Below are 11,743 nucleotides of genomic sequence, written 5' to 3' on the forward strand. Positions count from 1 at the left end.
CGTGGCCTGCGCTACGCAGGCCACGCGCCCGTTTGCATCCTGCGCACGTCCAGGAGCGCGGCCCGGAGCCCGCTGGTCGGGATCACTGTGCGGTCTTGACCGCCGCGGTGTCGCCCAGCCTGAGCTTCTGCCGCTGGTAGTCGATCAACAGCTGGTTGGCGTCCAGGTAGCGCTTTTCCTTCAGCGCGCCTTGCATCAACTGCGCGACCTCCTGGTCGCTCTTGCCGCGCAGCGACGTGTGGTGGATGTGCTGCGCAAGGTTCGGATCGTACGCATCGGCGACGACCTTGGCGCCCTGCGGCGACATGCCCATACCCTGCCAGGCCTCGGCCAGCTTGGCGCGCAGCTTGGCCAGGTTGGCCATTGAATTCAGCCAGGCCTGGTGATCGCCCCGCTCGAAGTCCCTTTCGGTATTCTGCCCTTGCCGATTCACCGAATCCGCATGCCTGCGCAGCATGTCCCCAAGAGGATCGCGCTGCTGCGACTGCTGTTGCGCATACGCCGCCGGCGCAACCAGTACCAGCATCGCGACAAAAAGAACGGACTTGCTCATCACGTCTCCCTCCAGATGTTTACGCCAGTCGACGACCGGCGAATGACCGTCCATCTCACCCCGCGCCACCCTACACCACGCCGATCCCACGTGGGAGTGGCCCGGCTGTCACCTGACCACCACCAGCGGCGGCCGGAGCGGGCTGTGCCGTGGCGCCGGCTCTCCGGTGTCCGCGTGAAAAACAGCGTATTGCTGCCGAGGCGTTCGAAAGCCACGTGGCCAGCGGTCGGCCCGGAACTCCTGCCGCACGCCGTGCACCGTGAGCGCGCGGTCGAACGCCGACACGCCGACCGGTTCGTAGCTCGGCGGCAGGTGGACGATGCCACTGCACCCGGTCGGGTCGCCTCGGCGACTGCCTTTCATCGACTTCGCATGCACGGCCAGCATCGACACGCGGCCGGCGAGCGGCGGGTCGCCGTTGGCCGACGAGCGTAGGTCCATCCGCGGCCGATCGTAACGCCGGTCGCCGCGTCGCCGCGGCAGGCCTGTGCGTCGTGCCCCAAGCTCGCCCGCACCGCGGCCGCAAACCGGTAGATGATTCGCGCAGCATCGCCTCACCGCCACGCGCACCGGGTTTTCCATGAAACGCCGCGACTTCATCAAGGGCAGCCTGCTGGGCGCCCTGCTGCCAGCCTCGCTGGTCCATGCCGCAGCCGCCGGCACTGGACAGGATCCGGCCACCCGGCTCGCCGCACTGGAGCGGCGGCACGGCGGGCGGCTGGGTGTGGCCATTCTCGATACCGCCAGCGGGCGTCGGGTGGCCTACCGCGGCGATGAACGCTTCCTCATGTGCAGCACCTTCAAGGTGCTCGCCGTGGCGGCGGTGCTGGCGCGGGTCGATCGCGGCGAGGAGCGGCTGGACCGCCGCATCGTGTTCGGCCGCGACGTGCTGCTCGGCCACGCCCCGGTCACGCGGCTGCACACCGGCGCGCCGGGGTTGCGCCTGGAGGAGTTGTGCGCGGCCGCGATCACGGTCAGCGACAACACTGCGGCGAACCTGCTGCTCACCGCCCTCGGCGGTCCCCAGGCGGTGACTGCCTTCGTGCGAGATCTGGGCGACCGCGTGACCCGGCTCGACCGCACCGAGCCGGAAGTCAACGTGACCCGCCCGGGCGATCCGCGCGACACCACCACCCCGGATGCGATGGTCGAGACGCTGCGCAAGCTGCTGCTCGGCGATGCGCTCAGGCCCGCATCGCGGGAACGGCTGCTGGCCTGGATGCGCGGCTGCCTGACCGGCACCGACAAGCTGCGCGCCGGCCTGCCCGAAGGCTGGAGCGCCGGCGACAAGACCGGCGCCGGTGCGCAGGGCGAAAGCAACGACGTCGCGATCCTGTTCCCGCCCGCGCAGGCACCGCTGCTGGTCGCCGCCTACTACGCCGCACCCGGCGCCGAGGCGCAGGAGCGCAGCGCGGTGCTGGCGCAGGTCGGCAGCATCGCCGCCTCGCTGCGGACCGCCTGACGGCGCGACGTGATCCGCTAACCTTTCGGCGAACGCCCGATGTACTCGACGCGGCGGAAGCGCAGCGCCGACCAGTCCTCGTCGATGGCCACCTGGCGCACGCTGTCGAAGCCGAGCGCGCGGATGACGTCCCAGCCGGTATCGTGGTTGAACTCGCAGCGCTGGCGCCGGGAGGATGCCTTCGGGTAGGCGAACCACAGCACCGCGTCGCCGGGCGCCTTGGCGGCCAGCAGGTCCGACAGGGCGTCCAGCCTGGCCTGCGTGGTCACGAACGCCAGCGCGAAGGCGACCGTGGCCGCCTTCGCCGGATCGCGCAGGACGGTGACGCCTTCGAGCGCCCGCAGCTCCGGCTCGAAGGCCGGCGGTGGATCGACCACCAGGATCTCCTGCTGGCCCTTCAGGTTGAGCTTGGCGAAGACGGGCGGCATGCGGATTCCGGGTTCAACAGGATGAAGGTGCAGTTGTTTCCAGGACCTGTCGGGCACGGCCCGCTCGCCCGATTGCGCCACCGCAGGTGCGAAGACGGTCCCGCCGGCGCGCCGTCAGCCCCACGAGGCCGACGCCACGATGCCGCGGGCCTTCTTCGGCAGGGCGATCTCGATGTGCAGGTTCGGCCGCAGCAGCGGCAGCCGGTCGAGCGTCCACTGCACGGCGCTCTTCCAGCGCACCCTGGAGCGCATGTAGGAAGGCATGAGCCGTGCCTTGAACGGCACGAAGTCGGGCGAAAGCAGGTGGAAGTAGCGCAGGACTTCCTTGCGGCTGTACTCGCGCCAGTGATGCCCGTAGGTATGCGTGCTGAGCACCTGGCTCACCGGGATGCCGCCGCCGTTGCCGCTCAGGTACCGGGCGAACTGCCAGGCCCGCCCCTTCCAGGAATAGTAGTTGGGCGTGGTCACCACGATGCGCCCGCCCGGGGCCAGGATGCGGTAGACCTGCCGCCAGAACTCGATCGGGTTGAAGGTGATGTGCTCGAGGATCTCGGTGAACAGCACGACGTCCATCGAATCGTCGGGAATAGCCGCAAGCTCGGCGGCGTGCTCCAGGTCGGGACACGGCACGAGCGGAATGTCCATCGCCTGGGCCAGGCGGCGCACGCTCGGCTCCGCGAAGGTGCCGGGCAGGTCCACCGCGGTCACGTCGAAGCCGGCCTGCCGCCACATCACGGCCTGGTGCAGCCAGTGCGCGCCGATGTCGATGACGCGCCCGCCGTTTCCGTTCCAGGTGGAGCGGAATTCCTCCAGCGTCACCACGAAACGCCGGTAGTGGTCGGCGAGGTAGCTCTCCTCGGTGCCGCCGTTGCGCTGGAACAGCGCCAGGTAATCACGGTAGCCGGCATCGCCGGTGACACCTGCATCCATGTTGTCGGCCTGGTTCATGGCTCTTCCCGGTCGGTCCGTCGTCTGCGATGGCTTGCGTGGCGCCGCGTTACGCGTGGGCAAGCGCGAAATCGATCGCCGCGCAGACGGCCGCCACCTGGGCCTCGTTGCACTGCTCGGGGGTCGCCCGCGGGCTGTCGGGGTAGACCTCGGTGGTGGTCTTGTAGCGCGCGTTGGTGATGCTTGCGCACAGGCCGAGCTGCCTGAGCGGGTAGTTGATGACGCCGGGCGCGACGACCGGCGAGCCGATGATCTGCCCGGCGGCGTCGGCGGGCGCAATGTGGGTGACCCTGGCCACGGCTGCGATCACCGCCTGCTGGAAGGCCGGCTGTGGATCTTCCGTGTCGCCGACCAGGTAGAAGCCGTCGGGGATCTCGCCGGGCTCGAAGGCCACGCCATCGCGGGCGGCCAGCGCCGGGCGGAACTCGGACTCGTCCGAATCGGTGGTCTCGTGCAGGTCGATGTGTACCCGCACGCGGTCGCGCAACGGCTCGACCAGCCGCATCAGCGCCGTCGATTCCTGCGCGGGGCTGTCGACGCGGAACGAACGGTTGGGATCCAGCGCGTGCGCATTCCAGCGATGGATCCGTTCGTAGGCCCAGGGGCTGACGCACGGCACGACGACCAGGTTGACCCGTCCCTCGTAGCGGGACGCATGCTTCTCCACGAACCGCAACGCGCCATGCACGCCGCTGGTCTCGTAGCCGTGCACGCCGCCGGTCACCAGCACGCACGGCAGCTCGTCGCGCCAGTCGCGGCTCCTGATCGCCAGCAGCGGGTAGGCGTCGGGCGGGTAGTCCAGATGGCCATATTCGCTCACGTCCCAGCGCGCGCCCAGCGCGCGGACCGGGCCCAGCACGTCCGTTTCGAAACTACGCTTGCGGGTCTGCCCGGCAAGCCAGGCGGCCACTTCCGCCTTGCCCCAGGGAACGCCGGGAGTGCCGATCGTGGAGGTGGTGGTCGTCATCGATTGTTCCGAAGCCGCGCAGGGAAAGTGACGGACTGTATCACCCGTGCCGGCCGGTGCGGCATGGCGACCGGCCGCAGGCGCGGCGCGCGTGGAGCCGGCGCTTTACGCGGTCGTGGTCGATCGGCGACCGCGTGTTAACCGCTCGCCCGCTAGCGTGTGGCCATCACCACTGCAGGAGTACGGCCATGTCCCAGGGCGACAAGTCTTCATACACCGACAAGCAGAAGCGCCAGGCGGAACACATCGAAAAAAGCGAGAAGAAGGAAGGCAAGTCGCAGGAGACTGCCGAGCGCATCGCCTGGGCGACGGTGAACAAGCAGGACGGCGGCGGCAAGAAGCACTAGACCGCGGCATTTTTTTCGTCCTAACGACCGGACCAGGGCGTCCCGCGACGCCCTGGTTCGTTCCGTGCGTGTGGCATGGCAGGTGGGCTGAAGTCCACCCGTGCCTTACTTGGCCGTATTGCTGTTGCTCGGCAGCGGTTCGAGGTCGAAGGTGATCGTGGTGACCTTGCGGTCCAGGCCCTGGACCACGTCGGGCGTCAGGTCATTGGTCATGTTGCCGCCCAGCACCGAATCGCGATCCAGCAGCAGGCCGCAGCGGTGGTTCTTGTAGACGGTGCTGACGATCGGTTCGGCGTCCTGGCCGATGCGCTGCATGGCCTTGGAGCGGGTCAACTGGATGCGCTGGTTGAGCTCGCCCGCCTGGCCCTGGAACGTCTGCACGCGCTGCTGCAGGGCTTCGCCCTGCTGCTTGCGCTGCGCCTCGCTCAGCGACGCGGCCTTCTGCTGGAAGCTCTGCAGGTCGGTATCGAGCGGCTTGCGCTGGTTGTCCAGCTGCGTCCGGGCCTGCTGGGCCAACTGCCCCAGCCGCTGGCTCGCCGCCTGGCCGACCTTCGATTGCGCGAAGACGCCCTCGCGCGAAAGCATGCATACGCCCGGCACGGCGTCGCCGCCCAGGCCTTCCGCTGCGCGCGCGGGTGACACGGGAAGGATGGAAAAGCCGGCCGCGGCAACCACGGCGGCGGCGAGCAGGGAGCGATGCAGGTTCATGGGTTCGTCCAGTAGTGGCTTTGGGCAATGGTCCGTGGGACCCCTCGCGGGGCTGGCGGTTCCCCAGCATACCCAAGCGGGGCGTCGCGGGCTCGGGATCGGCTACATCTGCTCCATCGGCAGCACGCGCCTGCGGGTGCGCTCGCGCAGCGAACACTCGCGCAGGGTGTCGGCCATGGCCTCCAGGCCGGGGATGCCGAACAGCTCGACCACCGGCATCTCCGCGTCCGACGAGTGCAGTTGCACCCGGCAAAGACCCAGCATCCGCATGCCCAGCGGCTTGAAGATGTCGAAGTGGTCGATGCGGAACAGCTCCACGTTGTCCTGCGCCTTGGAGAACAGGCCGCGCTCGACGCGCACGCGCTGGGTGGTGATGGTGAAGGTGAGGCTCAGGCTGCGCAGCCAGTAGACCAGCAGGCCGATGCCGAGCGTGCAGACCACCACCACGTATTGCCCGAAGGTGTAGATCACTTTCGGATGGCCGGCGAACAGGGTCTGCTCCGCGGTGGTCTCGTGCGCGGCGACGTACGCGTCGAGGTCCGTGCCGCAATACCGGCACTTGTGGGCGGCCGCCTGGATCAGCTCGGCGCAGGCCGGGCAACGCTTCATCTCGTCGTTCATGGCTCTTCGGTTCCGTTCGACCGCAGCGGTCGCCGCCGCGATGGTAGCGCCGACTTGTGCGGTAGGCGGTGCATCTTGCATCAGGCAAGGCGCGGCGAAGCGATACACAGGCATGATGGCAGGCCCCGGCCAGCGGGCCTTGCGCGCGGCTGGAGGCGGGACCGGCTTCCCGGCCGGTATCCCCCTGCCAGGCGCGACCGTGCTTCGATGCGATCTTCGCAAAGCACGTGGCAATCTCCGCGCCGTTCCGGGCCCGCAGCCCCCGATCGCTTCAGCCCGGCGAACCTGCGCAGCGCCACAGCATGCATTCCCAAAAGGCGCGCGGTCGCGATCGCACCCCCATCGGAAACCGCCGCGCCCTCGCGGCCGCAGCGAATCCGCCAGGCGGTCGCATGCACGACGCCGCACGGCGGCCCGGACGCGCGCCGTCGATTCCAGTTCCCCACCCGAGCGAGGATGCGATGTACACCACGACGACACCAGCCCGGATCGATCCCTGCGTAAGCCGGCTGATCGAGATGCTTGCGCCAGGCGGGCAGGCCAGCTACCTAGCGGTCCGCCCGGAGCCCGACGCCACCGTCAACGGATGCTTTTCCAACGTGCGCGCCAAGAGCGAACGCGATGGCGGCCGCATGCTGTGCGGCTGGCAGCTCTGGGAGTGGCCACAGGTGCTGGTCGAAGCCGAGTTCCATGCAGTCTGGCTGTCGCCGCAAGGCCACATGGAGGAAATCACTCCCAAGCCGCACGGCGAGACGTCGGTACTGTTCGTGCCGGACGAGCGGCGCAGCTACGACGGCCAGGTGGTCGACAACGTGCGCGTGGCGCTGCACGACGACCAGTTGATCGAGCACTTCATCCGCGTATCGCACGCCATCGCGCAGGCCATGGCGTGCAGTGCGCGCGACCACGAGCCGCCGGAGCGGATCGCGCCGCTGCGCCAGGTGCAGCGCTTCCTCGGGCGTTCCATCCACTCGGGCCTGCGCGAACACGATCCGTGCCCCTGCGGCAGCGGATCGCGCTACCGGCGATGCCACGGCCACGAACTCGAGCGCGCGCTGGCCTGAGGCGCCGCCGGATCACGGCCCGTCGGCGACGACCGTGCCCTGGTGATAGACGGCCTGCCAGCCTTCCGCTGCCCGGCGCCAAAGGGTCGCCCGGCGGGTGATGCGGCCGGACTGGTCGAGCGTGTACGTGGCCAGGAACAGGTCGGTCGCGACCTGCTGGCATCGGAAGTCGCTGACGCCAAGCGGTTCGGCTGCCGCCGGTTCCCGGTGCCGCGCTTCCAGCGTGTCCAGCACGAAGGCCCGCGAGTAGATCTGGCCGGACGCACCGACCTCCCAGAACTCCGGCGCCGTCATCCGCCCGAAATCGTCCCGCGTGGTGCCGAACTCGAGGCGGTGGAAGAGCGGCTCGCGCGCGGCCAGTTCGGCGTGCATCGCCTCGCCGGCAGCCATCGATCGGGTGTCAGTTTCAGCGGTCATGCGGTGCGTCCGGCAGGTCGAACACGTGCATCGTTTCCCAGCGCCCCGACGAGTTCCCGATCAACGCCACCGCCGAGCAGGTGCTTTCGACGGGGCCATGCTTCTGCATGATGGCCTCCAGTTCTGTCGCCGCGGCCTCCACGTCTGCCGCGCGTCCATGGGCCACCGTCAGATGCGGGACGATGGATTCGAATTCGCCGCGGAACGGCGGGTAGTCCGGGAAGCTGCGCGCCAGGTTCTGCGTCAGCACGATGAAGGGAGCCGCCGGCTCGGGCGCAAGGTAGGCGACAGCCGGAAAGCGCCGCACCTTCCTGAGCGTGAAACGGAAGGCCGCGACCTGGCCGAGCGCCCGGCCTGCCTGCTCGAGCACGGCCGAGGTGATGCGTTCGGGCGGCATGAACGGCATGAGCACGGTGATGTGCGCCGGCACGCCGAGCCTCGCCGACGCATCGAATCGTTCGCGCAACGGACGGACGCAACACTCGGCTTCGGGTACGCGGACGATGAAGGCGGAGTCAGCCATCGATCAGTTACGACATGTGCCCGGGAAGGACGGATGATTATGCCCGGTTCCCTTTGCGCCTCCTTTGTTCCCACTATGGGCGCGTGAGGCCAACGCCCGGCCGGCGAGGGTCCCGGCGCAAGAAAGCCGGGTTGCCTCTTTCGATCGGGACACCGTTCGCACTCCCGGCAGCGACATGACAAATGACAGTGCCCCGCCGTGCCGGCCGGGGCTAGGCTCCGGAGGCTCTCCCCACCAAGGACATGGTCATGCATCGCACTCCCCGTTCGCGCCGCCAGCCGCTTTCCCTGCGCAGCGCCGCCGTCGCCTGCGCGCTGGCGCTGGGCACCTTTCCCGCCCTCGCCCAGGACGACGCGCCGCCCACCGCACGCACGGCTGACGTGGTCGACCACGTGTTCGGCGTGACGCTGCACGATCCCTATCGCTGGATGGAGGGCGAGCACAACACCGAGTTCCGGCAATGGCTCGCCGCGCAGGGCCAGTACACGCGCGCCCGGCTGGACGCGCTGCCCACGCTGAAGACCTGGCAGCAGACCCTGCAGAAGACCAGCGGTGCCTCGGTGGTCCACCGCGGCCAGCGCGTTGCAGGCGGCCGCCTGTTCTTCATCCGGCAGACGGCGCAGGGCAGCGGCACCCTGATGGTGCGCGAGGCGGACGGTAGCGAGCGCGTGCTGCTCGATCCGGGCAGCGACAAGAGCGACGGCGGCCATGCCTCGATCACGTTGTTCGTGCCCTCGCCGGACGGGCGCAAGGTGGCGGTGGACATCGACCATGGCGGCAGCGAAGTCACCCGCATGGAGGTGTTCGACGTCGCCAGCGGCAAGCCCACCGGCGACGCGGTCGAGCCAGTGTGGGGCGAGTTCGGCGCCCAGTGGCTGCCCGACGGCAGCGGCTTCACCTACACGCAGATGGCGCCACCCGACCAGCGCACCGGCGGCGATCCGCTGCAGGACATGCGCGCGCGGCTGCACCGGCTCGGCACGCCCGCGACGCAGGATCCGGTCCTGTTGCGCGCCGGCACGGGCGAGGGCGCCAACCCGTCGTTCCCGATTGCCGCCAACCGTTTTCCGGTGATCGCCTTCCCGGCCGGCTCGCGCTGGGCGCTGGGCTCGGCTTCGGGCGCGCAGCCCGAGCAGAGCGTCTGCGTGACGACGCAGGCCGAGGCGGTGAAGCCCGGCGCACACTGGCGCTGCATCGCCGGCCTGGACGACAAGGTGCAGTCGGCGGCCATCCACGGCGACACGCTCTACCTGGTGTCCTCGGGCGCGCGCTCGAACGGCCAGGTGCTCTCGCTCGACCTCTCCAAGCCGCAGGCAACCTTCAGGGACGCGCGGCCGGTCCTGCCGCTGCACGGCGACGAGATCGTCGTCGGCGTCAGCCTGTACGACACGATGCAGGTGGCGCCTGCGCGTGACGCGCTGTACGTGAAGGTGTCCACGGACGGCTTCGACGGCATCCGCCGCGTCGACTACCGCACCGGCAAGGTCGAGACCGTGCCGATGCCGCTCGCCGGCGCGGCCTCGCTGTTCCATGCCGACAACCGCGAGGACGGCTTCCTGCTCGAACTGCGCGGCTGGACCACGCCGCCGAAGTCCTGGCGCTACGACCCGGCCGACCACGCGCTGCACAGCCTCGGCCAGGACGAAACCAGCCCGGCCGACTACAGCATGATCGAGGCGACCGAGACCGAGCTGGTGAGCGCGGACGGCACGCACGTGCCGCTGACCGTCCTGCATCGCAAGGACGCCGCGCTGGACGGTTGCCACCGCGCCATCCTGTTCGCCTACGGCAGCTACGGGCTGTCCATCCTGCCTTCGTTCAAGCCGGTGCGGCTGGAATGGGTCAAGCACGGCAACGTCTTCGCCTATGCGCACGTGCGCGGCGGCGGCGAGAAAGGCGAGGCCTGGCATCTGGCCGGCAAGGGACCGAACAAGCACAAGGGCGTGGAGGACTTCGTCGCCGGCGTGGCGCGCCTGAGCGAGCTGGGCTACAGCCGCCCGCAGCGCACCGCGCTCATTTCGGGCAGCGCCGGCGGCCTGCTGATCGGCGGCGCGGTGACCGGTTATCCGGACAAGTTCGGCGCCGCCGTGTTCCTGGTCAGCGTGCTCAATCCCGTGCGCCTGCTGCAGGCGCCCAACGGCGCCAACCAGCTGGGCGAATTCGGCGATCCGCGCAAAGCGTCGGATTTCCCCTGGATCCTCAGGAACGATCCCTACCAGCAGATCAAGCCGCATGCCGCTTATCCGGCGATGATGCTGGACGTGGGCCTAAACGACAGCCGCGTGGCGCCGTGGGAAACCGGCAAGTTCGCCGCGCGCATGCGCACCGCCGACACCAGCGGCCGCCCGGTCTGGATCCGCACCGACGCCAACGGCGGCCACGGCATCCAGCACTCGCTCGGCGCGGAGGCGGCCGAGTTCGCCGACATCTATGCGTTCCTGGATGCGCAACTGCCGGCACGATGAAGGACTGACCAGCGTGTGGGTAAACCGTCTCGCCCGGCAGTCCGGATCACCGTATCTGCCGGGCTCCCCGCACCCTAGCGTTCACGGGCGTCCAGCACCGGCTTCAGATCGATGATCGGGGTTTCGTCGAAAGCCTCGAGATCGGCGACGCGTAGTCCCGCCGGACCTTCGACGGCCAGCACCCGTACGCGATGGATGCCGATCGGATTGGGCCTGTCCGGCGATCGGGTACTGAACACGCCAGTGAGTGGCAACCGCACATCGCCTTTCGGATGAACCTGAAGCGCGCTCCTGTCGCCGCGGTGCAACCAGGTCAGGATCAGCAGTGCGTCACCGGGCCGGATATTCGCCAGCCCTGGCCAGAACTCTTCGAAAAAGACCAGCCGCGCCTCGGGAGCGCCATCGCTTCCCTGCTTTGGCGCATGCTCGCGAAGCGTGAGCGGGGATTGCACGAGCCCGATGGGTTTCAGGCTGAACATGGATGTCTCCGGTGGATTGTGGAGTTGCGGACTTTCGTCGGACCCGACCGATAGACGTTCCCAGCGGGCCGGATGTGACCGCGGGAGGCTCGGCACCTGCCGAGCACCTTCCGCGGTGGTAACGTGGGCGTTGCACGGCCGCCATCGGCCGGGCGGTAATCTGTAATCCGTACTGCGTGACCTGCTTTGCGCAAGCCGGTTCTGGAGCCGGCCGGCTCGTGGAGCGAGAAATGGATCTCCGTCGCCGGCGACGCCGGCCAGCATCGGGAGGTAGTCGCGATGAACAGAAGCTTTCTTCTCGCCATGGGACTGGTGCTGGTTGCGCCAGCGGCATTTGCGCAAACCGCGCAGTTGCTGGATTCCGAGGCCGACCAGGCGCGGCGGCACCAGGAGATGATGAACAGGGAGCTGCAAAATGCCCGGCAGGCCATGGAGCAAGGGGAACGCCAGGCCTGGTTCAATTCCATTGCCAACATGGCCAAGCTGCGTATCAAGCTGGCCGAGGCATGGCAGAACATGGGCATGTCGCCCCAAGGCGCCAAGCTGGTCGCCGACGCGTACGACCCGGAGTTGGCCATGCGCATCCACCATGAGCCGCTGCGCGGAAAGAGCGACGAGGAAGTCGCCGGGATGCTGCAGTCCGCCCTCAGGCAGCAGCACTACCTGGTCGCCAACCAACTGCTGATCGATTACCAGCGGGACAAGCTCAGGCTGGGTGCACGGCCGTCGATGTGAGCCGGTAAGCACGCCGTACGGGAGCC

The 11,743-nt window shown here is 68.8% G+C and carries 15 protein-coding genes; 5 read left to right on the top strand and 10 right to left on the bottom strand.

What is annotated here, in order from left to right; all coding sequences use genetic code 11:
- Window positions 1-82: 82 nt before the first annotated feature.
- Together AAIL17_RS13420 and AAIL17_RS13425 are read right to left on the bottom strand one after the other, a co-directional pair.
- Complete coding sequence (locus tag AAIL17_RS13420) at window positions 83-607, bottom strand: hypothetical protein (protein ID WP_424683356.1); 525 nt, start codon at window positions 605-607, stop codon at window positions 83-85.
- Window positions 608-661: 54 nt separating this feature from the next.
- Window positions 662-994: a hypothetical protein gene (locus AAIL17_RS13425; RefSeq protein ID WP_424683357.1), complete on the bottom strand. Its 333-nt coding sequence runs from the start codon at window positions 992-994 to the stop codon at window positions 662-664.
- Between the two features lie 139 nt (window positions 995-1,133).
- Here AAIL17_RS13425 and bla point away from each other — a divergent pair, with 139 nt between their 5' ends.
- Window positions 1,134-2,015, top strand: a complete 882-nt coding sequence (gene bla / locus AAIL17_RS13430; RefSeq protein ID WP_424683358.1) for a class A beta-lactamase — start codon at window positions 1,134-1,136, stop codon at window positions 2,013-2,015.
- Window positions 2,016-2,032: 17 nt separating this feature from the next.
- On the opposite strand, the gene AAIL17_RS13435 is transcribed toward bla, so the two are convergent.
- From AAIL17_RS13435 to AAIL17_RS13445, 3 genes are all read right to left on the bottom strand, one after another.
- Complete coding sequence (locus AAIL17_RS13435; RefSeq protein WP_424683359.1) at window positions 2,033-2,443, bottom strand: hypothetical protein; 411 nt, start codon at window positions 2,441-2,443, stop codon at window positions 2,033-2,035.
- 114 nt (window positions 2,444-2,557) lie between these two features.
- Window positions 2,558-3,391, bottom strand: a complete 834-nt coding sequence (locus AAIL17_RS13440; protein ID WP_424683360.1) for a class I SAM-dependent methyltransferase — start codon at window positions 3,389-3,391, stop codon at window positions 2,558-2,560.
- Window positions 3,392-3,440: 49 nt separating this feature from the next.
- Window positions 3,441-4,358, bottom strand: coding sequence for a M14 family metallopeptidase (locus AAIL17_RS13445; RefSeq protein WP_424683361.1), 918 nt, complete (start codon window positions 4,356-4,358; stop codon window positions 3,441-3,443).
- Between the two features lie 188 nt (window positions 4,359-4,546).
- Here AAIL17_RS13445 and AAIL17_RS13450 point away from each other — a divergent pair, with 188 nt between their 5' ends.
- A complete protein-coding gene (locus tag AAIL17_RS13450; protein ID WP_424683413.1) occupies window positions 4,547-4,705 on the top strand; it encodes a hypothetical protein in 159 nt (52 codons plus the stop codon).
- A gap of 105 nt (window positions 4,706-4,810) precedes the next feature.
- Here the strand turns inward: AAIL17_RS13450 and AAIL17_RS13455 are convergent, their stop codons facing one another.
- Entirely contained in the window at window positions 4,811-5,413 is a 603-nt protein-coding gene (locus tag AAIL17_RS13455; protein ID WP_424683362.1) for an OmpH family outer membrane protein, read from the bottom strand.
- 102 nt (window positions 5,414-5,515) lie between these two features.
- Window positions 5,516-6,034 carry a PH domain-containing protein gene (locus tag AAIL17_RS13460; protein ID WP_424683363.1) on the bottom strand — a complete coding sequence of 173 codons (519 nt, stop codon included), beginning with the start codon at window positions 6,032-6,034 and terminating at the stop codon, window positions 5,516-5,518.
- Window positions 6,035-6,495: 461 nt separating this feature from the next.
- On the opposite strand from AAIL17_RS13460, the gene AAIL17_RS13465 reads away from it, so the two are divergent.
- Window positions 6,496-7,098, top strand: a complete 603-nt coding sequence (locus AAIL17_RS13465; protein WP_424683364.1) for an SEC-C metal-binding domain-containing protein — start codon at window positions 6,496-6,498, stop codon at window positions 7,096-7,098.
- Window positions 7,099-7,110: 12 nt separating this feature from the next.
- On the opposite strand, the gene AAIL17_RS13470 is transcribed toward AAIL17_RS13465, so the two are convergent.
- Together AAIL17_RS13470 and AAIL17_RS13475 are read right to left on the bottom strand one after the other, a co-directional pair.
- Complete coding sequence (locus AAIL17_RS13470; protein ID WP_424683365.1) at window positions 7,111-7,515, bottom strand: DUF4440 domain-containing protein; 405 nt, start codon at window positions 7,513-7,515, stop codon at window positions 7,111-7,113.
- A complete protein-coding gene (locus AAIL17_RS13475; RefSeq protein WP_424683366.1) occupies window positions 7,505-8,038 on the bottom strand; it encodes a 2'-5' RNA ligase family protein in 534 nt (177 codons plus the stop codon). Before AAIL17_RS13475 ends, AAIL17_RS13470 begins: the two co-directional genes overlap by 11 nt.
- Window positions 8,039-8,286: 248 nt before the next feature.
- On the opposite strand from AAIL17_RS13475, the gene AAIL17_RS13480 reads away from it, so the two are divergent.
- On the top strand, window positions 8,287-10,503 hold the full coding sequence (locus tag AAIL17_RS13480; protein WP_424683367.1) for a prolyl oligopeptidase family serine peptidase: 2,217 nt from the start codon (window positions 8,287-8,289) through the stop codon (window positions 10,501-10,503).
- Window positions 10,504-10,577: 74 nt separating this feature from the next.
- On the opposite strand, the gene tsaA is transcribed toward AAIL17_RS13480, so the two are convergent.
- The gene (gene tsaA / locus AAIL17_RS13485) at window positions 10,578-10,982 is read right to left on the bottom strand and encodes a tRNA (N6-threonylcarbamoyladenosine(37)-N6)-methyltransferase TrmO (protein ID WP_424683368.1); all 405 of its coding nucleotides are present in this window, start codon (window positions 10,980-10,982) and stop codon (window positions 10,578-10,580) included.
- Window positions 10,983-11,168: 186 nt separating this feature from the next.
- Here tsaA and AAIL17_RS13490 point away from each other — a divergent pair, with 186 nt between their 5' ends.
- The gene (locus AAIL17_RS13490) at window positions 11,169-11,717 is read left to right on the top strand and encodes a hypothetical protein (RefSeq protein WP_424683369.1); all 549 of its coding nucleotides are present in this window, start codon (window positions 11,169-11,171) and stop codon (window positions 11,715-11,717) included.
- Window positions 11,718-11,743: the final 26 nt, after the last annotated feature.

Source organism: Frateuria sp. YIM B11624 (assembly GCF_049727805.1).
GTDB lineage: Bacteria > Pseudomonadota > Gammaproteobacteria > Xanthomonadales > Rhodanobacteraceae > Frateuria_A.

Excerpts from the sequence above, each read along its gene's own strand:
- AAIL17_RS13420 (WP_424683356.1), bottom strand. The coding sequence starts at position 607 with ATGGACGGTCATTCGCCGGTCGTCGACTGGCGTAAACATCTGGAGGGA.
- AAIL17_RS13425 (WP_424683357.1), bottom strand. The coding sequence starts at position 994 with ATGGACCTACGCTCGTCGGCCAACGGCGACCCGCCGCTCGCCGGCCGC.
- bla (WP_424683358.1), top strand. The coding sequence starts at position 1,134 with ATGAAACGCCGCGACTTCATCAAGGGCAGCCTGCTGGGCGCCCTGCTG.
- AAIL17_RS13435 (WP_424683359.1), bottom strand. The coding sequence starts at position 2,443 with ATGCCGCCCGTCTTCGCCAAGCTCAACCTGAAGGGCCAGCAGGAGATC.
- AAIL17_RS13440 (WP_424683360.1), bottom strand. The coding sequence starts at position 3,391 with ATGAACCAGGCCGACAACATGGATGCAGGTGTCACCGGCGATGCCGGC.
- AAIL17_RS13445 (WP_424683361.1), bottom strand. The coding sequence starts at position 4,358 with ATGACGACCACCACCTCCACGATCGGCACTCCCGGCGTTCCCTGGGGC.
- AAIL17_RS13450 (WP_424683413.1), top strand. The coding sequence starts at position 4,547 with ATGTCCCAGGGCGACAAGTCTTCATACACCGACAAGCAGAAGCGCCAG.
- AAIL17_RS13455 (WP_424683362.1), bottom strand. The coding sequence starts at position 5,413 with ATGAACCTGCATCGCTCCCTGCTCGCCGCCGCCGTGGTTGCCGCGGCC.
- AAIL17_RS13460 (WP_424683363.1), bottom strand. The coding sequence starts at position 6,034 with ATGAACGACGAGATGAAGCGTTGCCCGGCCTGCGCCGAGCTGATCCAG.
- AAIL17_RS13465 (WP_424683364.1), top strand. The coding sequence starts at position 6,496 with ATGTACACCACGACGACACCAGCCCGGATCGATCCCTGCGTAAGCCGG.
- AAIL17_RS13470 (WP_424683365.1), bottom strand. The coding sequence starts at position 7,515 with ATGACCGCTGAAACTGACACCCGATCGATGGCTGCCGGCGAGGCGATG.
- AAIL17_RS13475 (WP_424683366.1), bottom strand. The coding sequence starts at position 8,038 with ATGGCTGACTCCGCCTTCATCGTCCGCGTACCCGAAGCCGAGTGTTGC.
- AAIL17_RS13480 (WP_424683367.1), top strand. The coding sequence starts at position 8,287 with ATGCATCGCACTCCCCGTTCGCGCCGCCAGCCGCTTTCCCTGCGCAGC.
- tsaA (WP_424683368.1), bottom strand. The coding sequence starts at position 10,982 with ATGTTCAGCCTGAAACCCATCGGGCTCGTGCAATCCCCGCTCACGCTT.